The 24,696-nt window shown below is 71.9% G+C and carries 21 protein-coding genes; 15 read left to right on the top strand and 6 right to left on the bottom strand.

Annotation, left to right across the window (positions count from 1 at the left end):
* Positions 1 to 32: 32 nt before the first annotated feature.
* From KGA66_RS14185 to KGA66_RS14165, 5 genes are all read left to right on the top strand, one after another.
* Complete coding sequence (locus KGA66_RS14185; protein ID WP_211468567.1) at positions 33 to 2,036, top strand: DEAD/DEAH box helicase; 2,004 nt, start codon at positions 33 to 35, stop codon at positions 2,034 to 2,036.
* Positions 2,037 to 2,343: 307 nt separating this feature from the next.
* Positions 2,344 to 2,820: a hypothetical protein gene (locus KGA66_RS14180; RefSeq protein ID WP_211468566.1), complete on the top strand. Its 477-nt coding sequence runs from the start codon at positions 2,344 to 2,346 to the stop codon at positions 2,818 to 2,820.
* Between the two features lie 601 nt (positions 2,821 to 3,421).
* On the top strand, positions 3,422 to 3,910 hold the full coding sequence (locus KGA66_RS14175; RefSeq protein ID WP_211468565.1) for a GNAT family N-acetyltransferase: 489 nt from the start codon (positions 3,422 to 3,424) through the stop codon (positions 3,908 to 3,910).
* A gap of 202 nt (positions 3,911 to 4,112) precedes the next feature.
* Positions 4,113 to 4,502, top strand: a complete 390-nt coding sequence (locus KGA66_RS14170; RefSeq protein WP_211468564.1) for a hypothetical protein — start codon at positions 4,113 to 4,115, stop codon at positions 4,500 to 4,502.
* Positions 4,503 to 4,622: 120 nt separating this feature from the next.
* A complete protein-coding gene (locus tag KGA66_RS14165) occupies positions 4,623 to 5,894 on the top strand; it encodes an AI-2E family transporter (protein ID WP_211468563.1) in 1,272 nt (423 codons plus the stop codon).
* A gap of 48 nt (positions 5,895 to 5,942) precedes the next feature.
* Here the strand turns inward: KGA66_RS14165 and KGA66_RS14160 are convergent, their stop codons facing one another.
* Positions 5,943 to 7,055 carry a CaiB/BaiF CoA transferase family protein gene (locus tag KGA66_RS14160; protein ID WP_246507808.1) on the bottom strand — a complete coding sequence of 371 codons (1,113 nt, stop codon included), beginning with the start codon at positions 7,053 to 7,055 and terminating at the stop codon, positions 5,943 to 5,945.
* 161 nt (positions 7,056 to 7,216) lie between these two features.
* Here KGA66_RS14160 and KGA66_RS14155 point away from each other — a divergent pair, with 161 nt between their 5' ends.
* The 7 genes from KGA66_RS14155 (at position 7,217) to KGA66_RS14125 (ending at position 17,164) form a co-directional block, all read left to right on the top strand.
* Positions 7,217 to 8,308, top strand: a complete 1,092-nt coding sequence (locus KGA66_RS14155) for an AraC family transcriptional regulator (RefSeq protein ID WP_438822042.1) — start codon at positions 7,217 to 7,219, stop codon at positions 8,306 to 8,308.
* 112 nt (positions 8,309 to 8,420) lie between these two features.
* The gene (locus KGA66_RS14150) at positions 8,421 to 9,623 is read left to right on the top strand and encodes an acetyl-CoA C-acetyltransferase (protein WP_211468560.1); all 1,203 of its coding nucleotides are present in this window, start codon (positions 8,421 to 8,423) and stop codon (positions 9,621 to 9,623) included.
* 83 nt (positions 9,624 to 9,706) lie between these two features.
* Complete coding sequence (locus KGA66_RS14145; protein WP_438822044.1) at positions 9,707 to 11,884, top strand: 3-hydroxyacyl-CoA dehydrogenase NAD-binding domain-containing protein; 2,178 nt, start codon at positions 9,707 to 9,709, stop codon at positions 11,882 to 11,884.
* 99 nt (positions 11,885 to 11,983) lie between these two features.
* A complete protein-coding gene (locus KGA66_RS14140) occupies positions 11,984 to 12,874 on the top strand; it encodes an isocitrate lyase/PEP mutase family protein (RefSeq protein ID WP_211468559.1) in 891 nt (296 codons plus the stop codon).
* A gap of 275 nt (positions 12,875 to 13,149) precedes the next feature.
* A complete protein-coding gene (locus tag KGA66_RS14135; RefSeq protein ID WP_211468558.1) occupies positions 13,150 to 14,205 on the top strand; it encodes a LacI family DNA-binding transcriptional regulator in 1,056 nt (351 codons plus the stop codon).
* A 114-nt stretch (positions 14,206 to 14,319) separates the two neighbouring features.
* Positions 14,320 to 16,395 carry a DUF6807 family protein gene (locus KGA66_RS14130; RefSeq protein WP_211468557.1) on the top strand — a complete coding sequence of 692 codons (2,076 nt, stop codon included), beginning with the start codon at positions 14,320 to 14,322 and terminating at the stop codon, positions 16,393 to 16,395.
* 10 nt (positions 16,396 to 16,405) lie between these two features.
* On the top strand, positions 16,406 to 17,164 hold the full coding sequence (locus tag KGA66_RS14125) for a cupin domain-containing protein (protein WP_211468556.1): 759 nt from the start codon (positions 16,406 to 16,408) through the stop codon (positions 17,162 to 17,164).
* A gap of 136 nt (positions 17,165 to 17,300) precedes the next feature.
* Here KGA66_RS14125 and KGA66_RS14120 read toward each other — a convergent pair whose 3' ends face one another.
* A complete protein-coding gene (locus KGA66_RS14120; protein ID WP_211468555.1) occupies positions 17,301 to 18,104 on the bottom strand; it encodes an alpha/beta fold hydrolase in 804 nt (267 codons plus the stop codon).
* A gap of 144 nt (positions 18,105 to 18,248) precedes the next feature.
* On the opposite strand from KGA66_RS14120, the gene KGA66_RS14115 reads away from it, so the two are divergent.
* Positions 18,249 to 19,115: an Fpg/Nei family DNA glycosylase gene (locus KGA66_RS14115; RefSeq protein ID WP_211468554.1), complete on the top strand. Its 867-nt coding sequence runs from the start codon at positions 18,249 to 18,251 to the stop codon at positions 19,113 to 19,115.
* An 8-nt stretch (positions 19,116 to 19,123) separates the two neighbouring features.
* Here KGA66_RS14115 and KGA66_RS14110 read toward each other — a convergent pair whose 3' ends face one another.
* The gene (locus KGA66_RS14110) at positions 19,124 to 20,602 is read right to left on the bottom strand and encodes an MFS transporter (RefSeq protein ID WP_211468553.1); all 1,479 of its coding nucleotides are present in this window, start codon (positions 20,600 to 20,602) and stop codon (positions 19,124 to 19,126) included.
* Between the two features lie 87 nt (positions 20,603 to 20,689).
* On the opposite strand from KGA66_RS14110, the gene KGA66_RS14105 reads away from it, so the two are divergent.
* Positions 20,690 to 21,520: a helix-turn-helix transcriptional regulator gene (locus tag KGA66_RS14105; protein ID WP_211468552.1), complete on the top strand. Its 831-nt coding sequence runs from the start codon at positions 20,690 to 20,692 to the stop codon at positions 21,518 to 21,520.
* 238 nt (positions 21,521 to 21,758) lie between these two features.
* On the opposite strand, the gene KGA66_RS14100 is transcribed toward KGA66_RS14105, so the two are convergent.
* Positions 21,759 to 22,322, bottom strand: a complete 564-nt coding sequence (locus tag KGA66_RS14100) for a hypothetical protein (protein WP_211468551.1) — start codon at positions 22,320 to 22,322, stop codon at positions 21,759 to 21,761.
* A 202-nt stretch (positions 22,323 to 22,524) separates the two neighbouring features.
* Entirely contained in the window at positions 22,525 to 23,121 is a 597-nt protein-coding gene (locus KGA66_RS14095; protein ID WP_211468550.1) for a TetR/AcrR family transcriptional regulator, read from the bottom strand.
* Positions 23,122 to 23,237: 116 nt separating this feature from the next.
* Here KGA66_RS14095 and KGA66_RS14090 point away from each other — a divergent pair, with 116 nt between their 5' ends.
* A complete protein-coding gene (locus KGA66_RS14090; RefSeq protein ID WP_211468549.1) occupies positions 23,238 to 23,684 on the top strand; it encodes a nuclear transport factor 2 family protein in 447 nt (148 codons plus the stop codon).
* A 79-nt stretch (positions 23,685 to 23,763) separates the two neighbouring features.
* Here KGA66_RS14090 and KGA66_RS14085 read toward each other — a convergent pair whose 3' ends face one another.
* Entirely contained in the window at positions 23,764 to 24,666 is a 903-nt protein-coding gene (locus KGA66_RS14085) for a glycosyltransferase (RefSeq protein ID WP_438822043.1), read from the bottom strand.
* Between the last annotated feature and the right edge of the window lie 30 nt (positions 24,667 to 24,696).

Genomic DNA, 24,696 nt, shown 5'->3' with positions numbered 1-24,696 from the left:
CGTGCCGTTCCGACCAGGAGGTCAGTACCACCATGTCCGTGGACACCACCACGACTCCCGAAGCCGCGCCCGAGACCGCGGCCGTGCTCGACACCGGCACCGAGGTGACCTTCGCCTCGCTCGAACTGCCGACCCCGCTTCTGGGCGTGCTCGCCGAAGCCGGCCTCACCACCGCGTTCCCCATCCAGGCTGCCACCATCCCGGACGCGCTGATCGGCCGGGACGTGCTCGGCCGCGGGCGCACCGGCTCCGGCAAAACGCTCGCGTTCGGGTTGCCGACGCTCGCCCGGCTCGAGGGGTTGCGCGCCCAGTCGCGCAAGCCGCTCGCGCTGGTGCTGGTGCCCACGCGGGAACTGGCGATGCAGGTCGAGGAGGCGCTGCGGCCGTATGCCAGAGCGCTGCGTCTGCGGATCCGCTCGGTCTACGGCGGCGCTCCGATGCGTAAGCAGATCGAGAACCTGCGGTACGGCGTCGAGATGCTGGTGGCCACCCCCGGCCGCCTGTCCGACCTGATCGAGCAGGGCGAGTGCGAGCTCGGCCAGGTGGACATCGCGATCCTCGACGAGGCCGACCAGATGTGCGACATGGGTTTCCTGCCGCATGTCTGCGAGCTGATGGACCAGGTCGCCGAGGGCGGCCAGCGGCTGTTGTTCTCGGCCACGCTCGACGGCGCGGTCGACGAGATCGTCAAGAAGTACATGAACGACCCGGCGCTGCATGAGGTGGACCCGCACGCGGGCGCGGTCTCCACGATGAGCCACCACCTGCTGATGGTCGCCCCGCAGCACAAGGCGAAGGTCGCGGCGCAGATCGCGGGGCGGCACGCGGCCGAGAAGCCCGGCGAGTCCCGTTCGCTCTTCTTCGTGCGCACGCAGATGGCGGTGGACCGGGTCACCGAGCAGCTGCGCGAGCGCGGGCTGCCGGCCGCCGGGTTGCACGGCGGGATGACGCAGGTGGCGCGCACGAAGACGCTGGAGGACTTCAAGGAGGGCCTCACCCCGGTCCTGGTCGCCACCGACGTGGCGGCGAGGGGCATCCACGTGAACGGCATCGACCTGGTGGTGCATCTCGACCCGCCGCGCGACTCGAAGGACTACCTGCACCGGGCGGGCCGTACGGCGCGCGCGGGACAGGCCGGTGTGGTCGCGTCGTTGATCCTGCCGAAGCAGCGCAAGCAGGCGCAGCGGCTGATGAACGAGGCCGGGGTCACCGCCGAGGAGCTGGACACCGCCCCGCTGGGTTCCGGGGGCAGGTGGGAGGCCGCGGGCGTCGCGCTCGCCGACCTGACCGGGGCCCGCGAGGTTCCGGAGCCCGGCGACGTGCCGGTGTTCACGCTGCCGGTGCGCGAGCGTGTCGCGCGGCCGCGCGATGGGCGTGACTGGAACCGGGACCGTGGCGACCGGTACGCGCGGCCCGGACGCGAGTACCGCACGGGCTCGTTCGAGCGGCGCGGACGCGATTTCGACCGACGGGGCGCCGATCGGCCCGGCACGGACCGGCCCGCGACGGAGCGGTTCGGCGCGCAGCGGCCCAGCACTGACCGGCCCAGCACTGACCGGCCCGGCACCGAGCGATCCGACAACGAGCGGTACGGCAACGAGCGGTACGGGCGCGACCGCTTTGGAGGCGGCACGCGCGACGGGGCGCCCGGTGGCGTCGGCGCCACGACACGGTCCGACCGGCCCGAGACGGGCGGCCGGGACCGCGGCGAGTGGCGCGACGGGAAGCGCGACGGTTATCAGGGCCGGCGCTTCGAAGGCGGACGCGACGCGGACCGTTTCGGGCGCGGCGAGCGGCGCGAAGGCGGTTTCCAGCGCCCGGCCGCGGCGGGCCCGCGCCAGCCGGGCACCGAGACGGGCGGCGCCGACGGGCGCCGTTCCGAGGAGCGCGGCGGCTTCGCGCGGCGCGACGATCGGCACGGCGAGCGCGGCGGTTTCGACCGCAACCGCGGCGCCGAGCGGTTCGGCCGCGACAGCCGGCACCAGGGCTACAAGCGCCCGGAGCAGGATCGCACCGACCGGCGGCGCGCGAGCTGAGGATGAACCCCGGCCGCGAAAAGCGGCCGACGTGAGGACGGGAGCCCCGCGGCCTTCGGGCGGCGGGGCTCCTTTCCGTTTCCGTACACAGGCCGGCGAAGCGACGCATCCGGCGGGTACGGGCGTACGGACCGGCGAGCCGGTCGAGCCGGCCCACGAAGCGGTGTGGAACTGGCGCCGCGCGGGCTGTCCGCGCGTTGATTTCCGCAGGCCAAACCCCGTTTTTCGCGCCCGAGAACGTTTGTTCGAAACCGTGCCGGGTAGGTATCAGGAGTCAGCGAACGGAACCGTCGGGGAGGTAGCTTCCGTGACCGGCAAGGATTTCGGGGACAGTGGACGCGCGACGGCACAGAAGGCCGGGTGGGTGCGGGTGCGGCTGACCGCACCGGTGGAGACGACGAGCGGGCCGCGCGGGGTTTCCCTGACCGAGGGCGAACTGGTGCTGCGCGCCGACCGGGTGGCGGTGGATGAGGAGCAGTTGGTGTTCCTGTGCGCCGAAGAGGTGGTCTTCCGGCTGGACCGCCGCTATTTCAGTGCTTTGACCTGGTTCGTGGACCGGCCGACCTTCGGCGAGTGGCTGCGCGCGCGACGCAAGCAGTACCCGAACTCGCACACCCGCTGGTCGCCGGAGGAGCGCGGGCGCCTGGCGGACGAGGTCGGCTCGGGCTTCGGCTGGCAGCGCATCTCCGACCTGCACGGCCGCACGGTTCACGCGGTGCAGCGCGAGGCGGTGCGCGACGGCCTGGTCGCCGCCGAGGCATTCCCGCGCCCCGGCGTCGGCTAGGCGGTGTTGGGGAATGTATCAAGGCAACGATTCGACCGCCGCTTTGTCGGAATCGTCATGGCGAATCCGGTCAGCGACGAGCATGGGCGCGCGGCCGGAGCGTCCTCGCGCGTTCATGATTCAACACAGCGGTCGTCTGTGGACGTTTCGGCCGTGCGTCCAGGCGAAGTCAATCACCGGATTCGCCCCTTGAGGCATTCCCCAACACCGCCTAGGGGCTGATCATGATCCGAACCCCGAACAGCCCCTAGTGTCCCGCGCCGGGGAGGTGTAGACCACTCGGCCCGGACACACTCCCCACCCGACGCGGCGGCGCAGGGGTGAGCGGGAACACGGCGGCGCTGAGGGAGCCGGCTGCGAGAACGGCAGCGAGGCGTACGCCGGCACCTCGTCGAATCCTGGCTGACACGCTCGTCAATGCCATCACATGTGCCTTTCACAGAGTTGTGACGATGCGACGGCCAGGCAGCCAGCTTTCTTGCGACGTGCGGGCTTTTCATGGTTCGCCGTCGCGCGGGCGGCGGACGCGATGAGGCGCTCGTACCGGCCGGCGAAAACTCGGTGGCACGGGCGGAAGGGATCTGCTTCGATCGTCCGCACTATGGGGAACTGGCCTGCCCGCACCATCGACCTGCTGCCGCTCACCAGATCCGAGGCAACCGCGGTCGCCGGCGGAGAACCGGGCCACGGCGACAGGTGGGCCGTGGGCTTTCCGCGTGATGAGGACCGCGCTCCATGCGCCAGGCTTGCGCAGGCCGCACAGGACCTCGGCGCGTTCGGGGTCTACCGGATCGTGCCGCTGGCACACGGGCGCACGATCGGCACAGCCGGCTTCCACGGCCCCCCGGACGCATCCGGCGAGGTGACCATCGGCTACGGCATGGTCGAACCGGAGTGGGGCAAGGGCTACGGCACCGAGGCCGTGGCCGGGCTGATCGACATCTGCCGCGCGCACGGCGGGGTGACGGCGGTCAATGCCGACACCGACCCGGCCGACATCGGCTCACAGCGCGTGCTGGAGAAGAACGGCTTGCGCCGCGTGCGCACAACGGCAGAACTCTGCTACTACGCGCTGCGGCTGAGCGTGTAGCACAGGTTCTCCGGAATCCGGCGTGCTGTTCCGGCGTGCTTTGTGAGCCCCGGTTCGCCGGGCCGAGGCGCCGCCGGGACTCGAGCCTCGGCGATCGCCCCTCCACGGCTTTCCGGCGGGATGTCTCGCGTGTTCCCGCCGCTTACGTGGCGCGCTGGTTATCCTGGCGCAAGAGGGTGCGGCGAGCGGGCAGGAGTGGGCGATGGATCCGTTGACGGTATCGGCCGTCGCGACGGCGATCGACTCCGCCCTCGGTGCCGCCGCCGCCGATGCCGGAAAGAGCGCCTGGGCCGCCCTGGTGAAGCTGGTGCGCTCGGCCTTCCCGCAGCGGGCCGCCGCCGCGCGGGCCGTCGAGCAGTTGAGCGCGGGCGGCCGAGACGATGAGGGCTCTGTGATCGACCTGAGTGCCGAGCTGGTGACCCTGGCGCGCGGCGACGCGCAGTTCGAGGCGGCGCTGCGGCAGTGGCTGAGCGGGGCCGCGGCGGCCGCCGTCGACGGCGGGACCACGACCAATGTGATCACCGGCGGCGCGACCGTGAGCGGGAACGTCGTGCAGGCCCGGGACGTCGGCTCGATCTCCTTCGGGCCGTGACCGGGCGGCGCGCTGCGCGCGCGCGGTTGTTTGAACAGGTCCGGCGGGGATACTCGCCGCGAAACGATCGAGACGGCTATCCGGACGGATCACGCGAGTGGCGAAGTGGCGGTGCGCAGGTTGAGTAGCCGGCCTCTTCGCCCGCGGCGCGGCGGCGCGCCGCAACCCCCTGACTCGGGTACGGCTGCGGCCTCCCCGCCGAGCAACGGGCGGGTCTCCGGTACGGCGGGTTCCAAGTCCCGGGCGGCCGGTTCGCTGGCCGGCACGCGCAGCGGCCTGGCCCGGCAGCGGGCGCTGGCCGAGAACAACGCGGACGCCCTGGTGAATCTGCGGCTGCGCATGGCCGCCGCCTACTCCTGGCGGATCCTGATCGTCGGCGCGGCCGTCTACGTCGCTTACCTGCTGCTGCTGCGGTTCGAGCTGGTCGGCATCGCGCTGTTCCTCGCCCTGGTCTTCACCGCGCTGCTGCGGCCGCCGGTGAACGTGTTGTCCCGGCGGATGCCGCGCCCGCTGGCCGTGCTGGTGTCCATGCTCGGCAGCATCGCCGTGATCGGCGGGGTGTTCACCCTGGTCGGCACGACGGTCGCGAACGAGAGCGGCGAACTGGGCAAGGAGTTCAGCGGCGGGCTCGGCCGCATCGAGCAGTGGCTGGAGGGCTCGCCTTTCCACGTGAGCCCCTCGACGCTCTCGGGTTTGCAGGGCAAGGTCAGCTCCTTCGTCGCCAGCCACCGCTCCACCCTGATCAGCCAGGCGCTGAGCGGAGCCAGCCGGGCGGTGGAGGTCCTGACGGTGGTGGCGCTGGCGGTGTTCTGCTCGATCTTCTTCACGAAGTCGGGCGATCAGATGTGGCGCTGGTTCACCACGCAGTTGCCGGGCGACTCGGGCTCCACCTGGGATCGGGCCGGGCGTGCGGCGTGGAGCACCTTCTCCGGCTACACCCGCGGTGTGATCATCGTCGCGGGCACGAACGCGGTGATGGTCGGCATCTCGCTGTACTTGCTCAAGGTCCCGCTGGCGCTGCCGCTGACGATCCTGGAGTTCATCGCCTCCTTCGTGCCGCTGGTCGGCTCGCCCGTGGCGATGGCGGTGGCCACGGTCGTGGCGCTGGCCGGGCGGGGCGTGGTCACCGCGCTGATCGTGCTGGTGCTGATCGTGGTCTTCGGGCAGATCGAGGGCCACGTGCTGCAACCGCTGGTCATGGGCTGGGCGGTCCGGCTGCACCCGGTGATGGTCGCGGTCTCGGTGATCGCGGGCAGCATCGTCGCGGGCGTGGTGGGCGCGGTCGTGGCGGTCCCGATGGTCTCGATCGCCTGGTCCGTGGTGCGCGAACTGCGTTCCGAACCTGCGGGCGACGACGCGGACGTCGAGGTGGAAGCGCCCGACCCGAGTTGACGCGCGGCCGGGCCGGCCGGGGGCCGTGACCGCCGTGCCGGGGGTGGTTTACCCGACCGAAGGCGACCCGGACGCGCCCGCGGACCCGGTGCGCGGCCAGTGTTCGTCCGGATCCACCGTGTGCGGCGGCAGCGGCACGGCCGCCGGGGTGCGGGAGAAGCGCGGCGCGGGCGACGGCTGTACATACCCTGCCACGGTCGTGAACGTGCCGCGGGCCTCGTTGTGCGGATGGTCCGGCGCCTCCCACGGCGTCAGCACCGGCGTGACGCAGGCGTCTGAACCCGCGAACAGCCAGCTCCACTCGTCGCGGGGGCGCGTGGCGAAGGTCCGCGCGAGCAGCCGCCTCGTCTCCGGCCAGGCGCCGCGGTCGTGCTGGCCCGCCGGATCGATCCGATCCCCCAGGCCCAGCAAGTCGATCAGCTGCGCGTAGAACTGCGGCTCGATCGCCCCGACCGCGACGAACCGGCCGTCCGCGCACGTATACGTCGTGTAGAAGGGCGCTGATCCATCGAGCAGGTTTCCGCCGCGCTGCTCACCCCACAGGCCGCGCGCCCGCAAGCCGTGCACGACGCCGCCGAGCAGCGCGGCGCCGTCGCTCATCGCCGCGTCCACGACCTGCCCGCGCCCGGAGCGCTCCCGTTCGACGAGCGCCGCGAGCACACCGACCGCGAGCAGCATCCCGCCGCCGCCGAAGTCCGCGACATAGTTGAGCGGCGGTGCGGGCGGCCCGTCGAACGGCCCGAGGTGTTCCAGCGCCCCGGAGAGCGCCAGATAGTTCAGGTCGTGTCCGGCCCGCGCGGACAGCGGCCCGTCCTGCCCCCAGCCGGTCATCCGCGCGTAAACCAGCCGCGGGTTGTGTTCCAGGCACACCTGCGGGCCGAGCCCCAGCCGTTCCATGACCCCGGGCCGCAGGCCCTCCACCAGCACATCCGCCCGCGCGGCCAGGTCGAGGGCGGTGCTCGCGGCGCCCGGCTGCTTGAGGTCGAGCGCCGCGACCGCCCGGCCGCGGTCCAGCGGATCTCCGGGATGCGGCCGGGCGGTCGGTCCCCGGTCCGCCGGGTTCACGATCCGCAGCACGTCGGCGCCGAGATCGCACAGCAGCGTGCACGCGAAAGGTGCCGGTGCCAGGGACGCGAACTCCAGCACGCGAATGCCGGACAGCGGACCGGCAGCGGCATGTGCGGTGTACGCATCGCCTGGGTTGTCATATGCGTCGTCGTCGCGCCCAAGTGTCGTCACGCTGTGAGCTTAAGTGTCGTCATGCCGTGAGGCCTGGCCAGGTCTTGCACGCGCTGAAGCCCGGCGGCCGCGGGTTACGTACGATGCGGACTGTGACGGAGCCGATGGGGTTCACCCGGTGGGCCGCCGCGCACCACGTGCGTGCCGCGCTGGTCGGCGCGCGGCGGCGGGGTGTGGACGTCGCGCCGCTGCTGGAACGCGCAGGCATTGAGGAGCACGCGCTGGCCGATGAGCACGGAAGGGTGCCCGCTGCGCAGTTCGTGGCACTGACCAAGGCGCTGTGGAGCGCCCTCGACGACGAACTGCTCGGCCTGTGTTCGGCGCCGCTGCGGCTCGGCACCTTCGCGATGATGACGCACGCGGTGGTGCATTGCAGCCCGGACCTGCGTACCGCGGTGCGCCGCGCGGACCGGTTCTACCGACTGTTCCCGGCCGGCCCTCGGTTCTCATTGACCGAGCGGGACTCGGTCGCGCGCGTGGAGTTCGACCTGTCCGACTACGACGATCCGGACCGGTTCGCGGCCGAGTCGCTGCTGATCGTCTGGCACCGCTCCGCGTCCTGGCTGATCCGCCGCCGGATCGGGTTGGACGAGGTGGAGCTCGGGTATCCCGCTCCCCCGCATGCGCTCGAGTACGGGCTGCTGTACGGCACGACCTGCCGTTTCGGCGCCGCCGCCACCGCGGTGAGCTTCGACCGCGCGCTCCTGGACCAACCGGTGGTGCAGGACGAGGCCGCGCTGCGCGCGTTCCTGCGGCGCGCGCCCTGGGACATCCTGGCCCGGATGGACTACGGCCAGGAGGTCTCCGCGCAGGTACGCAGACTGCTGAACCAGGCCCTTGGCGCAGGCGCCGAAGCGCCGCTGCCCGGCCCGGAGCAGGTCGCGGCCCGGCTGGCCGTCAGCCCGCAGACGCTGCGTCGCCGGCTGTCCGCGGAACGCACCAGTTTCCAGCAGGTGCGCGACCAGTTGCGCCGCGACGTGGCGGTCTCGGCGCTGGCGCGCGGCGACACGTCGATCGAGGAGCTGTCGGCGCGGCTCGGTTTCTCCGAACCGAGCGCGTTCCACCGGGCGTTTCGCCGGTGGACCGGAGCGACGCCGCGCTCCTACCAGGGCTCCTATCAAGAGGCGAATCGAGACGCGACCGCGTCCGGCCGCCAGGCATCGCGTTCCGCGTGACGAAGAGCCACGCGCGGTTGCGGCCCGCCGGCTGCCGCGCAGCGTTGCGGTCAAGAACACTGAGCGCCCCGGTCATGCGACTTTCGACGTGGCCGCGCCTAACGTGGCAGGTATGACCGATGCACTGATCTTCGATGCGGTACGTACACCGCGCGGCAGGGGCAAGCGCGGCTCGCTGCACAGCGTCAAGCCGGTGTCTCTCGCCTCCGGCTTGCTGCGGGCGCTGGCCGAGCGCACCGACCTCGACACCTCGGCCGTGGACGACGTTGTGTTCGGCGTCGTCTCCCCCGTCGGCGAACAGGGCGCGGACATCGCCCGCATCGCCGTGCTCGCCGCGGGCTGGGACCAGAGCGTGGCCGGCGTGCAGCTCAACCGGTTCTGCGCCTCCGGCCTCGAAGCGGTCAACACGGCCGCCGCGAAGGTGGGCTGCGGGTTCGAGGACCTCGTCGTGGCGGGCGGGGTCGAGTCGATGTCGCGGGTGCCGATGGGCTCGGACGGCGGGGCGTGGATGGCCGACCCGGAGACGAGCCTCGCGGTGAGTTTCGTGCCGCAGGGCGTGTCCGCGGACCTGATCGCGACGCTGGAGGGCTTCAGCCGCACCGACGTGGACGAGTTCGCGGTGCGCAGCCATCAGAAGGCGGCGAACGCGCGCGAAAAGGGTTACTTCGAGCGCTCGGTAGTGCCGGTGGCGGACCGCAACGGCCGGGTGCTGCTGGCCGCGGACGAGACGATCCGGCCGGAGACGACGCTGTCCGGGCTGGCGGCGCTCAAGCCCTCGTTCACCGCGCCCGGGCAGTTCGGTTTCGACGCGGTCGCGATCGACCGCTACCCGCACGTCGAGCGGATCGAGCACGTGCACCACGCCGGCAACTCCTCGCAGATCGTGGACGGGGCGGCCGCGATCCTGATCGGCTCGGCGCAGGCCGGCCGGCGCCTGGGCCTGCGGCCGCGGGCCCGGATCGTCGCGGCCGCCTCGGTCGGCACCGAACCGACGATCATGCTCACCGGCCCGGGTCCGTCGGCGCGCAAGGCGCTGGACCGCGCCGGGCTCTCGGTGGACGAGATCGACCTGTTCGAGGTGAACGAGGCGTTCGCGGCCGTGGTGCTGAAGTTCTGCCGCGACCTGGGCGTGGACGAGGAGCGGGTCAACGTCAACGGCGGGGCGATCGCGCTCGGGCATCCGCTCGGCGCGACCGGGGCGGTCATCCTGGGCACCCTGTTGGACGAGCTGGAACGCCGCGATCTGCGGCGGGGGCTGGCGACGCTGTGCGTCGGCGGCGGCATGGGCGTGGCGACGATCATCGAGCGGGTGTGACTGTGAGTCAGGAAGCGATGCGACAGGACCGCGACACGAAGGAGGCGGGCGGCGTGAACCAGTGCGCCGAGGAGCGCGCCGACCTGCCCGGCGGCATCCGCTACAGCCTCGACGCCGAGGGCGTGGTGACGCTGACGATCGATCAGGACGGCCCGGTCAACACCATGAACGCCGGGTTCCGCGCGGCGTTCGCCGCCGCCGTGGACCGCCTTGAGGCGCAGCGCGACTCGATCCGCGCGGTGATCGTCACCTCGGCCAAGAAGACCTTCTTCGCGGGCGCGGACCTGCGCGAACTGGTGGCGGTGTCCAAGGCCGACGCCGAGGCGTTCGCGGCCGAGGTGGAGCAGGTCAAGACCTGTCAGCGCCGGCTTGAGCGGCTCGGCCGTCCGGTCGTGGCGGCGGTCAACGGCAGCGCGCTGGGCGGCGGCCTGGAGATCGCGCTGGCCTGCCACCACCGCGTCGTGCTGGACCAGACGGACGTGCGGCTCGGCTTCCCCGAGGTCACGCTCGGGCTGATCCCCGGAGCGGGCGGAATCGTGCGCACGGTGCGGATGATGGGCGTGCAGGCCGCGCTGCCGCTGATCACGGAGGGCAGGCGGTTGCGCCCGGCCGCGGCGCTGAAGGCCGGCTGGGCGGACGAGCTGGCCTCGGACGGCGGGGAACTGCTGGCGAAGGCGCGAGCGTGGGCCCTGGCGCACCCGGACGCGCGGCAGCCGTGGGACGCCGCGCCGGGGGCCGTCGGTGTCAAGGACCTCAAACCCCTCGACCCGGCCTCCTACGGCCTGCTGGCCGCGGCGCCCGCCGCGCTGCGCAAGCAGACCCACGGCACGCTGCCCGCGCCGGAGAAGGCCCTGGCCGCCATGGTCGAGGGCGCGCTGGTGGACTTCGACACGGCACTGCAGGTGGAGGGCAGGTACTTCACCGAACTGGCCACCGGGCAGATCGCCAAGAACCTGATCGGCACGTTCTTCTTCCAGTTGAACGAGATCAAGGCCGGCGGGTCGCGGCCCTCCGGGCAGGAGAAACATCAGACCACGAAGGTGGGCGTGCTGGGGGCCGGGATGATGGGCTCGGGCATCGCTCAGGTCAGCGCGGTCGCAGGCATCGATGTCGTGCTCAAGGACGTGGACGCGCAGGCCGCCGAGAAGGGCAGGGCCGCGGTCGCCGAGCAGCTCGACGCGCAGGTGGCCCGCGGCCGGCTGACCGAGCGGCAGCGCGACGCCGCGCTCGCCAGGATCGCCACCACGAGCCGGTACGCCGACCTCGAAGGCTGCGACCTGGTCATCGAGGCCGTATTCGAGCAGCGCGCGGTGAAGAACGAGGTGAACGCCGCGGCCGAGGCCGCCGCGCGCCCGGACGCGGTGATCGCGTCGAACACCTCGACGCTGCCGATCACCGGCCTGGCCGAGGCGGTGACGGACCAGGGCCGGTTCATCGGGCTGCACTTCTTCTCCCCCGTGGCGAAGATGAAGCTGGTCGAGATCATCCGCGGCGCGAAGACCTCGGACGCGACGCTCGCGCGCGCCTACGACTACGTGCAGCAGATCGGCAAGAGCCCGATCGTGGTCAACGACTCGCGCGGTTTCTACACCTCGCGCACCTTCGGCACTTACATCGGCGAGGGGGTCAGGCTGCTGGCCGAGGGCGTGCCCGCGGCGCTGATCGAGAACGTGGCGAAGAAGGCGGGCATGCCGGTCGGCCCGCTGGCCGTGCACGACGAGGTGACGCTGACCCTGTCGCTGAAGGTGCGCGACCAGGCCCTCGCCGATCTGGCCGCCTCGCCGCCGACCGAGCAGACGGCGGCGAGGATCAAGCAGCTGGAGGACGACCCGGCGTTCCGGATCATCGAGGAGCTCATCCGGGAGCACGGCAGGCCGGGGAAGGCGGGCGGCGCGGGGTTCTACGACTACCCGGCCGACGGTCCCAAGCGCCTGTGGCCGGGACTGGCCCAGCGTTACGCGCGCCCGGACGGCGGCGGGGTCGGGGAGCGGGATCTGCGCGACCGGCTGCTGTTCATCCAGTCGCTGGAGACGATCCGCTGCTTGGAGGAGAACGTGCTGACTTCGATCCGGGACGCGAACCTGGGTTCCGTCTTCGGCATCGGATTCCCGGTGTGGACCGGCGGCACGGTGCAGTTCGTGAACGCATACGGCGTCGAGGAGTTCGCAGCGCGCGCCGACTACCTGGCCGACCTGTACGGCGAGCGCTTCCGGCCGCCGCGCCTGCTGCGTGAGAAGGCCGCCCGCGGCGAGGCGTTCTGACGGCCGGACCGCGCCGCGCCGGGCAGGCGGTCGGGCGTGGCCCGGCGCGGCGCCGGACTTTCGCTGGACACCGAAGCCACCGGTTGATGGACTGGCGGCATGACGACGATCAACGAGAACGCCGAGCTTTTCCACGCGCTGCACCGGCGCGGCGAGCCCGTGATTCTGGCGAACGCCTGGGACGTGGCCAGCGCGCGCGTGGTGCGGGATGCCGGGGCGAAAGCGATCGCGACGACGAGCGCCGCGGTCGCGTGGAGCCTGGGTTACCCGGACGGCGACCGGGTGGACCGCGCCGGCGCGCTGGCCGTGATCGCGCGGATCGCGCGGGTGATGGACGTCCCGGTCACGGCCGACATCGAGGAGGGCTTCGGCAGGACGCCCGCGCAGGTCGCGGAGACGATCCGCGGCGTGCTGGCGGCCGGCGCCGTGGGTGTGAACATCGAGGACAGCGTCCATGCGAAGACCGGTTCGGGCCGCGAACTGCGGCCCGTGGACGATCAGGCACAGCGGCTCGCGGCGGCGCGGCAGGCGGCCTCTTCGGCCGGCGTGCGCCTCTACATCAACGCGCGGATCGACACGTACCTCAACGGCGCCGGCGAGCCCGCCACGCGGCTCGACGCGACACTTGACCGCGCGAGGGCTTTCATCGCGGCGGGGGCGAGCGGGATCTTCGTGCCCTCGGTCACCGACCCGGAGACGGTGTCAGCACTCGTCGACGGAATCGACGCGCCGCTCAACATCCTGGCCGGGCCGGGCGCTGCCCCGATCCGCGAACTGGCGGCCCTGGGCGTCGCGCGGATCAGTCTCGGCTCGTCGATCGCCGCGGCCGCGTACGCGCTCGTGCGGCGGGCCGCGCATGAAGCTTTCACGGCGGGGACATATGAGTCGATCCGCGAGCCTCTCGGCTATCAGCAGCTCAACGAACTTATGGAGGGGGATTCGTATTCGAATTCAACTCTCGCCGCCCGGCCGGGGGCGGGCGATCCCTGATCCCGACGAGCTGGCGCGTCGTAGAGTGCGGCTACGACGCGCCAACCGGCCGGACCCCGGGTTCGGCGGGGCTCTGCGGCCCCGGCCGTGAGGCTGGCCGATGTGCGGATCGGCGCCCCTCCTCGGGCACTGAGTGGTTCCCGGATATTTCGCAACATTCGGGATCCACTTCGAATGTTATCGCCAACTTACGGTGCGCCATCATCGGCGTCAAGGGGCCACAAGTACCCCACCGCCTGGCCCTCGCGGCCGCTGTTGGCGTTACCATGCGTGCCATGAGCCCACCAGAGGTCACGTCCCAGCAGGGTGGCCCGTCCGGCGACGGCGCGGCGACCCTCGCGGAGATCGCCCGCGCCGCGGGGGTGTCGACTCCGACAGTTTCGAAAGTGCTCAACGGACGCGCCGACGTCGCGCCCGCGACACGTGTGCGCGTCGAGGAACTGCTGCGCCAGCACGGATACAGCCGCCGCCGCGGCAGCGGGCAGCCGTCCGCGCTGCTCGACCTCGTCTTCCACGAGCTGGAGAGCCCGTGGGCGATGGAAGTGATCCGCGGTGTGGAGAACGTGGCGCGGGATACCGGGCTGCACGTGGTGCTCTCCGAATCCGCGGGGCGGCTCAGTCCCGGGCAGACCTGGGTGGACGGGGTGCTCGCCCGGCGGCCCACCGGCGTGATCCTGGTGCTCAGCAATCTCGACCCGGGCCAGCGCGCGCAGCTGACCAGCCGCGACATCCCGTTCGTGGTGATGGACCCGGCGGGAGACCCGGGCGAGGACGTGCCCTCGGTCGGCGCGACCAACTGGCACGGCGGGCTGGCCGCGACCCGGCACCTGATCGAGCTCGGCCACCGGCGCATCGGCGTGATCGGCGGGCCGGGCCGGATGATGTGCAGCCGCGCCAGGATCGACGGGTACCGCGCCGCGATGGACACCGCGGGCCTGCCCATCGACCCGCAGCTGATCCGCGAGGGCGACTTCCACCACGAGTCCGGCTACTCGCTGGGCCTTGAGCTGCTGCGGATGCGCGACCGGCCGAGCGCGATCTTCACCGGAAACGACCTTCAGGCGCTGGGGCTGTACGAGGCCGCGCGCGAGCTGGGCCTGGTGATCCCGCGGGACCTGAGCGTGGTCGGCTTCGACGACCTGCCGATCACCCGCTGGATAGGGCCGCCGCTGACCACGGTGCGCCAGCCGTTGACCGAGATGGCCGAGGCCGCCGCGCGCCTGGTGATCGACCTGAGCCGGGGCAAGCGGCCGAACGCGCTGCGCGCGGATCTGGCCACGCGCCTGGTCGAGCGCAGCAGCACCGCGCCCCCGGCCGCGACGATGAGCTGAGGCCTTTCGCCCGCCGCGCGGCGGGCGAAAGGCGTTGACGGGGCTGCCCCGCGGCCGTAGCGTTCCGGAGACAGTTCGAAAGAATTTCAGAGACTTTCGAAAGAAGGCGTCGCGTTGAGCGTTTCCCGTCGCTTCCGGGCCGCGATCCTCGGCACCGGGGGTATCGCCGAGATCGCCCATCTCCCCGCTCTACGATCACAATCCCACCGAGTCGAGGTCATCGCCGCCGTCGATATCGACCCGGAACGGCTTGAAAACTTCCAGAGTAAGCACGAGATCCCGGCGGGCTACACGTCGCTGGACGCGATGCTCGCCGAGCAGCGGCCTGACCTGGTCCACGTGTGCACGCCGCCGGCCGCGCACGCCGACGCGGTCGTGCGGATCCTCGAATCCGGCGCCTGGGCGCTGGTGGAGAAGCCCCCGGTGCTGTCGCTGGCCGAGTTCGACCGGATCGAGCAGGCCGAGCGGGAGGGCGGCCCGTACGCGAGCGTCGTCTTCCAGCACCGCTTCGGTTCGGGCGCGCTGCGCCTGGCCCGCCAGGCCGCCTCGGGCGAACTGGGACGGGCCCTGGTCGCGCAGTGCGACACCAGCTGGTTCCGCCCGCAGGCGTACTTCGACGTGCCATGGCGCGGAAAGTGGGCCACCGAGGGCGGCGGCCCGACGATGGGGCACGGCATCCATCAGATGGATCTGCTGCTGGCGGTGCTCGGCGACTGGGCCGAGGTGCGGGCGATGGCCGGGCGGCTCGAGCGCCGGATGGAGCCCGAGGACGTGTCCATGGCGCTGGTGCGCTTCACTTCCGGCGCGCTGGCCACCATCGTCAACAGCATCCTGTCGCCGCGCGAGGAGAGCCGGCTGCGTTTCGACTTCACCGACGCGACGGTCGAGGTCAAACACCTCTACGGATATTCGGACTCTGACTGGGTCTACACGCCGGCTCCGCACGTGGCCCAGGACGGGGAACGGATCGCGGGCTGGACCGGGGACGGGCCGGCGGCGGCGGGCGGCGGCGTGGGCAGCTCGCACACGGCTCAGCTGCCTTACGTCCTGGACGCGATGGAGCGCGGCGAACGGCCGCCGACGAGTGGCCCGGCGGGACGCGAGACGCTGGAGCTGGTCACGGCGCTCTACCGCTCGGCGTTGACGGGAGCGCCGGTGCTGCGCGGGCAGATCGGGCCGCGCGATCCGTTCTACCACCGGCTGCACGGCGACGTGCCCGGCTGGGCACCGGGTGCCACGGCCGCGGCGCCCGGCAAGGCCGCGGCGGCGCCGCGGCTGACCCGGCACGAGGACGTCTCGGAGCTGACCGCGGCGGCGGCCGGCCGGGAACTGCTGCGCTATCACTACCGGCCCGAACTCGACCCCTTCGAGTGTCCGTCCCCTTATTTCCACCCGTTGCGGACCCTTTCCGGCGGTGTGGTGACGGACAACCGGCCCAACGACCACCGCTGGCACAAGGGCCTGGCGATGACCGCGTCGCACCTGTCCGGACAGAACTTCTGGGGCGGCGGCACGTACGTGTCCGGGCCCGCGGGAGGCGGCTACCAGGACCTGCCGAACGTGGGCCGCATGGACCACACCGGGTTCGCGACGATCGGGCAGGGCGACGCGGACGGCGCGCGGCCGGGTGTGGCCGAGACGCTTGACTGGATCAACGCGGACGGTGAGCTGTGGATCCGGGAGCAGCGCACCATCGGCGTGCGGGACGTGGACGTCGAGGCCGGCTGCTGGACCCTGGAGTTCGGCACCGAACTGCTCAACGTGCGCGGGCAGAGCCTCGACTTCGGCAGCCCGACCGTGTTCGGCCGGGAACTGGCCGGCTACTGCGGCTTCTTCTGGCGCGGCCCGCGCGCGTTCCGGGGCGGCAGGGTACTTACATCCGGGGGACGGCAAGGGGAGAGCGCCGCGATGGGCCACACCTCGCCCTGGCTGGCCTTCGGCGGCGAGTTCGACGAGCGCGACGGCTTCGCGACGCTGCTGTTCGTGCCCGATCCGCAGAACCCGGGAGGGGAACCGGTCTGGTTCGTGCGCAGCGAACCGTTCGCCGCGGTGAACCCCTCGCTCGCCTTCTTCGAAGGGCTCGAACTGCCGGCCGGCGAGACGCTGCGGCGCCGCTACCGGGTCGTCGTCGCCGACGGGCGATGGGACCACGAACGCATCGAGTCGTATATCAATGCTCATCCCTGGTGAGGCGCGGGTCATGACTGTTGACGGGCTCGGGACCCCGGACGGCGCGCAGACGCCGATCTTTCCCGGCGGCGCTGCCGTCTCGGGGCTGCGGGTTTACGACTGGCCGGCCGCGGACGGCTGCTGCGGCGGCTCGCCGCACGCGCACCTGGTATGCACGGAGGCTTATGTCGTGGTCGGCGGCGAGGGCTCGCTGCAGACCCTGACCGCGCACGGATTCCAGGAGCTGCCGCTGCGGCCCGGCACCGTGGCGTGGTTCGGCCCCGGCACGATCCACCGGGCCGTCAACGGTGACGGCGCGTTGCGCGTCGTGGTCGTGATGCAGAACGGCGGTCTACCCGAGGCCGGGGACGCCGTGCTGACTTTCCCGCCTCCGGTGCTCGATGACCCGGACGCGTATGCCGCGGCCGCCTCCCTGCTGGACGCGCACTCCTCGCACGCGTCCAGCGAGCAGGCCGCGAGAAGGCGCCGGGACTTGGCCGTCTCCGGGTTCCGCGTGCTGGTCGAGCGCGTGCAGTCCGGCGACGTCGGCGCGCTGGAGGAGTTCTATCGGCAGGCGCTCGCCTTGCGCGCGGACCGGCTCGCACAGTGGGAGGAGCTGTGGCGCGGTGGGGCGGCGCTCGCCGCGCAGCGCACCGGGGAGCAGCTCTCGCAGCTCAAGCTGGGCGACATCGACCACCTGCTGCGCGCGGCGGCCCGGGTCGAGCAGGCGCCGGTGCCGGAGGACCGCAGATTCGGGATGTGCGGGCGGCTGGAAACCTACGAGTTCTAGGCGGTGTTGGGGAATGCCTCAAGGGGCGAATCCGACAAAGCGGCGGTCGAATCGTTGCCTTGATACATTCCCCAACACCGCCTAGGCCGGTTGCGGGCCGGTTGCGGGCCGGTTGCGGGCCGGCGGGGATCCGCGCTCACAGCGGCCTCGGCTCGGTGTCGTCGAGGAACGCGGACACGCGCTCGCCCCACGTGAGCACGTCCGCGTAGTCGGACGAGACGTGCAAGCGGGCGTGCGGTAGCAGTTCGCTGAGCTTCTCGGCGGTGGACTGCGGGTGTGTCGGGTCCCCGACCCAGGTCAGGATCAGCGTGGGGTGGGTGAGCGCGCGCAGCGCCTCCGGCGCCGGCAGATCGGAGGCCGCAGCCCCGCGCATCACGTGCGGATACAGCCTCTCGTCGATGGCCGCAGGTCGGGGCTTGTCCGGTGCCTGTGCCAGCACCGGAGGCAGCGGAGCGTCCTCGATGGCCGCCAGCACGAAGTCCAGCCCGCGGCGGTCCACCAGATCGGCGAGCTCGTTGTTGATGCGCGCGGCCTCGGGCCGGGTGTCCCACGCGGTCGGCGGGATGAGCAGCACCAGGCGCGCGAAGCGATCGGGACGGGAGAGCGCCGCGTGCAGCAGCGTGCCACACCCCATCGAGGCGCCGATCACGTCCGCCGGTCGCGGCCCGGCCAGCCGGTCGAGCACCGCGAGCAGGTCCTGCGCCAAATGCCGCCACGTGTAGTCGGTGTGCTGCGGCCGGCCGCCGGACTCGCCGTGGCCGCGCGCGTCGTAGCGGATCAGGCGGCGGCCCGCGGCGACGAGCGGCGACCAGTCGTTGAGCATGTAATAGCGGTCGTTCGCGCGGCTGCCGGTCAGGCCGTGCGCGTAGACGACGGCCGGGCCCCGGCCCGTCTCGTCGTACGCGAGCGCGACCTCACCCACATCGACGGTTCCGCTCACGCTCTCGGGTATGACACCCACGTTGGTCCCTCGCAATCACTCACGTGCTGCTGTACTCCTGCTTCAAGATTCTTCCGCAATCCACCGACAGTGCCTTGGCGGCGCCGAGTGGACCGGGCGCCGCCGCGCACGCAGACTGGACTGGTGCCCGAACTGCCGGAAGTCGAAGCACTGGCCGCGTTCCTGACCGAACGCGCGCGCGGGCTGACGGTCCTGCGGATCGACGTGGTCGCGTTCAGCGCGCTCAAGACCTTCGACCCGGCGGTTTCGGCGCTGGCCGGGGCCGCCGTGCGCGCGGCGGGGCGGCGCGGCAAGTTCCTGACGGTCGACCTCGACGGCACGTACCTGGTCTGCCATCTGTCCCGCGGGGGCTGGTTGCAGTGGCGCGACACGCTGCCGTCCGCTCCCCCTCGGGCGGGCAAGGGTCCGCTGGCGCTGCGTGTGCACCTTGAGGGCGGCTGCGGCTGGGATCTGACCGAGGCCGGAACCCAGAAGCGGCTGGCCGTCTACGTCGTGCGGGATCTCGAAGAAGTGCCGGGTATCGCCCGGCTCGGCCCGGACGCGCTCGACCCCCGGTTCGACGCGGCGGCGCTCGGCGCCGTGCTCGCCGAGCGGCGCAAGCAGATCAAGGGGCTGCTGACCGACCAGAGCGCGATCGCGGGCATCGGCAACGCGTACAGCGACGAGATTCTGCACACGGCCAAGCTCTCCCCGTTCAAGCTCGCCACGGGGTTGAGCCCGCAGGAGGTCGAGCGACTTCACGGGGCGATGCGCTCGGTGCTCACTGACGCGGTCGAGCGCTGCGTGGGGCAGCGCGCCGCGACCCTCAAGGCGGAGAAGAAGACCGGGCTGCGTGTGCACGGCCGCACCGGGGAGCCGTGTCCGGTGTGCGGCGACACGATCCGCGAGGTCAGCTTCTCCGACTCGTCGTTGCAGTACTGCCCGACCTGCCAGACCGGCGGTACTGCGCTGGCCGACCGGCGGCTGTCGAAGTTCGGCATCCGGACCTGAGACAGAGTTCATCCACAACCCACGTGGTCACGGTGCCGTGCGACGGCAGGATGCGGGCTGTGCCGTGCCCGCTGCGCCCGCGCCGCGCAGGCGGCACCGAAGGCGAGCAGAAGTGCGGTGGACCAGGCGACACGGGTCAGTGCGTCAGCGGATTGCGTCGCCCGGGGACCGGCCGCGGACAGATAGAGACCGCCGAGGCCGGCCACGCCCAGGACGTTGGCCAGCAGCGAACCCGTGTTGGCCAGCGCGGAGACGGCCGAGGCGCGGCCGGGACCGGCGGCTTCGGTGATCCTGGAAAGCAGCGGGCTGAAACCGGCCGCGTGGCCGGCGCCCGCGACGGCGAGCAATGGCACCGCCGCGACGACCGGCCACCTGCCGTACCCCGGCGCGGCCAGCGCGAGAAACGCGCCCGCGAACGCGACGGGCCCCGCGACCGGCAACGCCGATCGCACCGGGACGGGCATCCTGGTCCAGGTCAGTCCCATCGCCGCGAACCCGGCCGGGTAAGGCAGCAAGGTCAGCGCGGCGCGCAGCGGCGTGAAACCCAGGCCGGACTGCAGGTGCAGGGTGAGGGTGAAGAACACCGCCGCGTAGCACCCCATCACGACGCAGCAGGCGGCCAAGCCCGGCCGGACGCCGACCCGTGTGAGCACCGTGAGATCCAGCAGCGGCTCCGCGCCGGACCTTTGCAGCCTGGTCTCCCACCAGCCGAACCCGGCCATCGCGGCGCAGCCGGCGCCGAACGAGCACCAGGTCCACGGCGGCCAGCCGTGCTCACGCCCCAGAGCCGCCGGCAGCACCACCGCGACCATCGCGAACGCCAGCAGCGACGAACCGGGCGCGTCGAGCCGCCCCGCACCGGTGCCGCGGTCCATCGGCAGTACTCGCGAGCACACGGCCAGCAGGACGGCACCGACGAGGACGTTGACGAGGAAGACCGGACGCCAACCCGCCGACAGCAGGTCGGCGCCGACGATCAGGCCGCCGGCGAGCTGGCCGGCGGCGACCCCGAGGGCCAGCACCATCGAGTACCAGCCGATCGCCCGGGCCAGCGCCCGGCCCTCGAAGCGCAACTGGATCACCGACAAAACCTGCGGCACGAGCAGCGCCGCCGCCGCGCCCTGCACGACCCGCAACCCCGTCAGCGCCGCGGCCGACGGCGCCAGTCCGCAGGCCAGCGATGCGGCCATGAACGAGGCGAGCCCCAGGCGGAACATCCGCGCGTGCCCTCGCCGGTCGCCCAGGCGCGCACCGATGACCAGCACCACGGCGAAGGACAGGACATACCCCGTCACGATCAGCTGGAGCGCACCGCCCGAGGCGTGCAGACCGGTGCGGATGCTCGGCGCGGCGACGTTGACGATGGAGGCGTCCATGGTCGCCATCGCCTGCCCGCCCAACAGCACCGCCAGCAGGGCGCGGCCGCGCGGCGGCGCCTTCGGGACCGTGCCGGTTCGGCGCTTCCCGATCAGTTCTCTCGTTTCCACCCGGCCAGTGTCGGCGCGCGCACCAGGGTCCGGATTGAAGATTCTTGCCCGCGGCCCGTGTCGGCGACCCCCGGTACCGTGGTTCCCGTGCGGTACGTCAAGGCCCATATCGAAGGCGACGGGTTCGCGATCAGCGTGGTCACGTGCAGCGACGAGCACGCGGGCTGGTCTCCGGCCGAACCGGGCGCCGGCCGGCGCATCGTGCTCGTCAGATCCGGCCGCTTCCGGCTGCGCACGATGGGGCGCGAAGGCGTGGTCGATCCCACGACCGGCTACCTGCAGCTGCCCGGCGCGCAGCAGCGGTTCGCGCACCCCGCGGGGGGCGACGTCTGCACTTCCATCGGCGTCAGCGACCGGTGGTGGAGGTCGCTCGCCGGAGACGGCGGGCGGCCGTCGCGGCCGTGGCTGCACGTCGACGGGCGGCTGGAGTTGGCGCATCGCCGGCTGGCGCGCGCCATCGCCGGCGGCGATACCGGCTTCGCCGTTCCCGAGCAGCTTCTGGACGTGCTCGCGCTCTCGGCGCCCGTGTTCGGGTCGGGCGCGGCGCAACGCCGCGCCCAGGTGCCGAGCCATGCGGCGCGGGCTCTGGCCGACGGCGCGCGGGAGGCGGTCGCCGCCGGGCACCCCGCCGCCGACCGCCTGACCACTCTGGCCGGGCTGCTCGAGGTCTCCCCCTACCACCTGAGCCGCGTCTTTCGCCGGGAGACCGGGACTTCGCTGACGCGCTACCGCAATCGGGCCCGGGTCAGCCGCGCGCTGGAGCGGATCGAGGCCGGCGAGCGCGACCTCGCCGGATTGGCCGCGGACCTCGGCTTCGCCGACCAGGCGCACTTCATCAGAACCGTGCGAGAACACACCGGGCACACGCCCGGACGGTTGCGCGAGCTTCTCGCCGCGGCCATCGCGGGCGGGAGCTGAGCGGACGTTTGGTCTGATTCTGGGGGCGAATCGGCCGATCGACGACGCTCGCTGCGTTGCCGAAGCGCCCACAGACGACCCACTGTGTTGAATTCGAACACCGCGAGGACGCTCCGGCGCCTTGCGAGCGCCGCCGCTTGGCCGATTCGCTGTCGGGTACCCGACTTCTCGGGCGAATCGAACGTCCACCTGTCGTGACGATCTACCCCAGAACCAAACCAAACGTCCCTCTGAAGGCTCACTTCACGCCGAGGCGCTGCTCGGCGGTGGTCCAGTCGGTGGCGATCGCCTGTTGCGCCGCGGCCAGCGTCACCTTTCCGGTGCACACGGCCTCGTGCAGGCGGTTCTCCACCGAGTCCTTGGGATTGGGTATCTTGCCGATCTCCGGCCAGAGGTTGGCCACGTCGTTGGAGCCGCCGAGCTCCAGGGAGACCAGGTGGTCCAGTTCCGAAGTGGTGCTGCTCGGCACGCCGTAGTCGGCGTAGAGGGTGTGCTTGGCCGCGTTCGTCTGGCTGACCGCCGGGCGCACGGTGGCGGTGTAGCCGCTGCGGCAGATGGTGCTGTGGATGTTCGCCTGGGTCACCGACGGGTCGAACGAGCCGGGAGTGCAGTGCGGGTCGGGCCTGGGGCCGGACTGGAAGTGACAGCTGGTGATCTTCAGTGAGTATGTGACCTGCTTCGGGTCGTGCACCGCGAGCAGACCGGCCGAGCGCGGCTGGATCGACGGCGCCGCGCCGGCCGCGCCGCTCGGCGAACCGCTGGCGCTGAGCGTGGATATGACGCCTGACTTACAACCGCTCACGGTGAGTAGCAACACTGTTACAGTAGTTGCCGCAGATATGGTGGTGACCCTGAAACCGCGTGCCCGGCGGGGAATCGTATTCATGCCCGTCACTGTGGCAGACGTATGGCGCGGCGTCTCGCACTGATGTCCGATATTGGCGAAGAAGGCTGATTTGGCTGCGCTGTGACCGGCCGGCCCGCCGGCCCAGCGGTGCGGTGACTCAGCGGCTGAGCGGTGTGGCCGGGCGCAGCGCGTCGCAGACCATCCGCGCGATACGGCCGGGGCGTTGCGGATCCGCCCGGCGCCGCTCGGCCGCGAGGGCGCCGACGATGACCGCGTGCAGATCGGATGCATCAATACCATGACGCACTGCGCCGGCGGCCTGCGCACGGGCGAGAAGCTCGGCCAGGCTCGCGTTCAGCCGCGCGGCCGCGACCACGGTGATCGCGCGCAGGTCGATCCCGGCGCCGGCGAGCGCGTCGGCCAGGTCCTTCTTCGAGTCCGCGTCCGCCAGCATCACGTACAGGAAGTCGAAGAACGCCGCGCCGGCTTGCCGCGCCGGCACCTCGAGCGCGGCCTGCGCCTGCTCGGCCAGGGACTCCAGCCTGGCCACGATCACCGCCTCGAACAACGCCTCCTTGGTGGGGAAATGCCGGTACACCGTGCCGGCTCCGACCCCGGCCCGGCGGGCGATCTCGTCCAGCGGCACCGCCAGTCCCTGCGCCGCGAAGGCCGCATGGGCGGCCGCCAGCACGCGGGCCCGGTTGCGTCGGGCATCCGCCCGCGGCGGGCGCCCGGCCTGGGCTTCCGGCGTCACGAGCCGTCCTTCCTCCGCGCGCGGCGTCGACAAACGGGGCGCGCGTTCCGTATAGTCGGGTAAGCGGGGTCATCGTTCCGCTTACTGCGCCGCGCCATCCTATCCGGGAGTCAAACATGTCCGCGAAGTCGCCCGCCGCCGCTCACCCCCGCGGCCCGCGCGAGACGGTCGAGCTCTTGCTGCGCACCACCGCGGAGGGTACCCGCGACCAGATCGCCGACCTCTACGCGCCCGACGTGGTGATCGAGATCCCCTTCGCTCCGAACGGAATCGCAGCCGTCACCGAAGGCCGCGAGAGCATGCGGGCACGGATGAACGCCGCGGCGGCCCTGTTCGAGTTCGACGCCGTCTCGGACGTGCGGCTGCACGAAACCGCCGATCCGGAGGTGATCGTCGCCGAGTACCGGATCACCGGGCGCGTGACCGACGGCGGACAGCCGTTCTCGCTGTCGTACATCACGGTCACGCGTGTGCGCGACGGGCTGATCGTCTCATCGCGCGACTACGGCAACCCGCTCGAAGTCGCGGCCCTGTTGGAGGCGTCCCGAGGGCGCATCGCGTAGCCGCGAGCCCCGACCGGCTCGGCCGCGTTTGGGAAGCAGCGCCGGATCGGCGTCACGGCCCCGGCGCGAACCCGGCCTTTCAGTCCAGCATCTTCCTGCTCAGCAGGGCTTTGACGGCGCTGCGGCTGCGCTGCTGCCCGAGGGCGGCCCGGGGCGCCTCGCGCAGCAGCGCCGCACCCCAGTACGCGACCGAGGGCGCCAGCGCGTGCCGGCGGCGGTAGAGCTTGACCCGGTTGCTCATCAGCAGCGTCCACAGTTCGGGCGAGACCCTCGACTCCCCGCCGATGTGCGTCGCCACCGCCCGCGGCGCCAGTCGGGTCAGGAAACCGCGGTCGCGGGCCCGCAGCGAGAACTCGGTCTCCTCCGAATACAGGAAGAAGGACTCGTCCCACGGGCCGCATGCGGCCAGGCAGGCCGCGGAGATCAGCATGACGGCGCCGGTGGCCCAGTCCGCCACCACAGGGTGCTGATACGCCTGCTCGTCCATGACCAGTTCGCCGAGAGGGGCGAAACGCCCGGCGCGGGCGCCCAGCGTGGCCTCGCCCAGCGCGCGCAGCAGGGTCGGCTCCCGGCGCAGCGAGTACGCCAGCGCGCCTTCCTCGTCGACGATGCGCGGGACGACGATCCCGGTGCGCGGCCCCGGTTCACCCGCCGTGCCTTCGCCGTCGTCGATGAATTCATACATGCTTCGAACAGAACCCTCATGCAACCGGATATCCGGGTTCAGTACCAAAGCCGCGTCGTATTTATCAGCCTTCGTCAAAGCCGCGTTGATTCCGGCGGCGTAACCGAGATTTCCGCCGGTGTGCACCACCCGGCAAACCGCGTCGCAATTACGCGCCGCCCAACTCTCCACGCGCGCGACCGTATCGTCCGCGGAATCGTTGTCCGCGACGATCAACTGCCAGTCCAGGCCGTCCAGTCCCGGGCGCAGCGACTCCAGCAGACCGTCGATCACCTTCGCGCTGTTCCATGTGACCACCAGCACCGCGATTCCCACCCTCGGCTGCCC

Origin of the sequence: Actinocrinis puniceicyclus, from assembly GCF_018283645.1 — a bacterium.
Classification (GTDB): domain Bacteria; phylum Actinomycetota; class Actinomycetes; order Streptomycetales; family Catenulisporaceae; genus Actinocrinis; species Actinocrinis puniceicyclus.
This window is presented reverse-complemented; position numbering and strand designations above follow the sequence as displayed.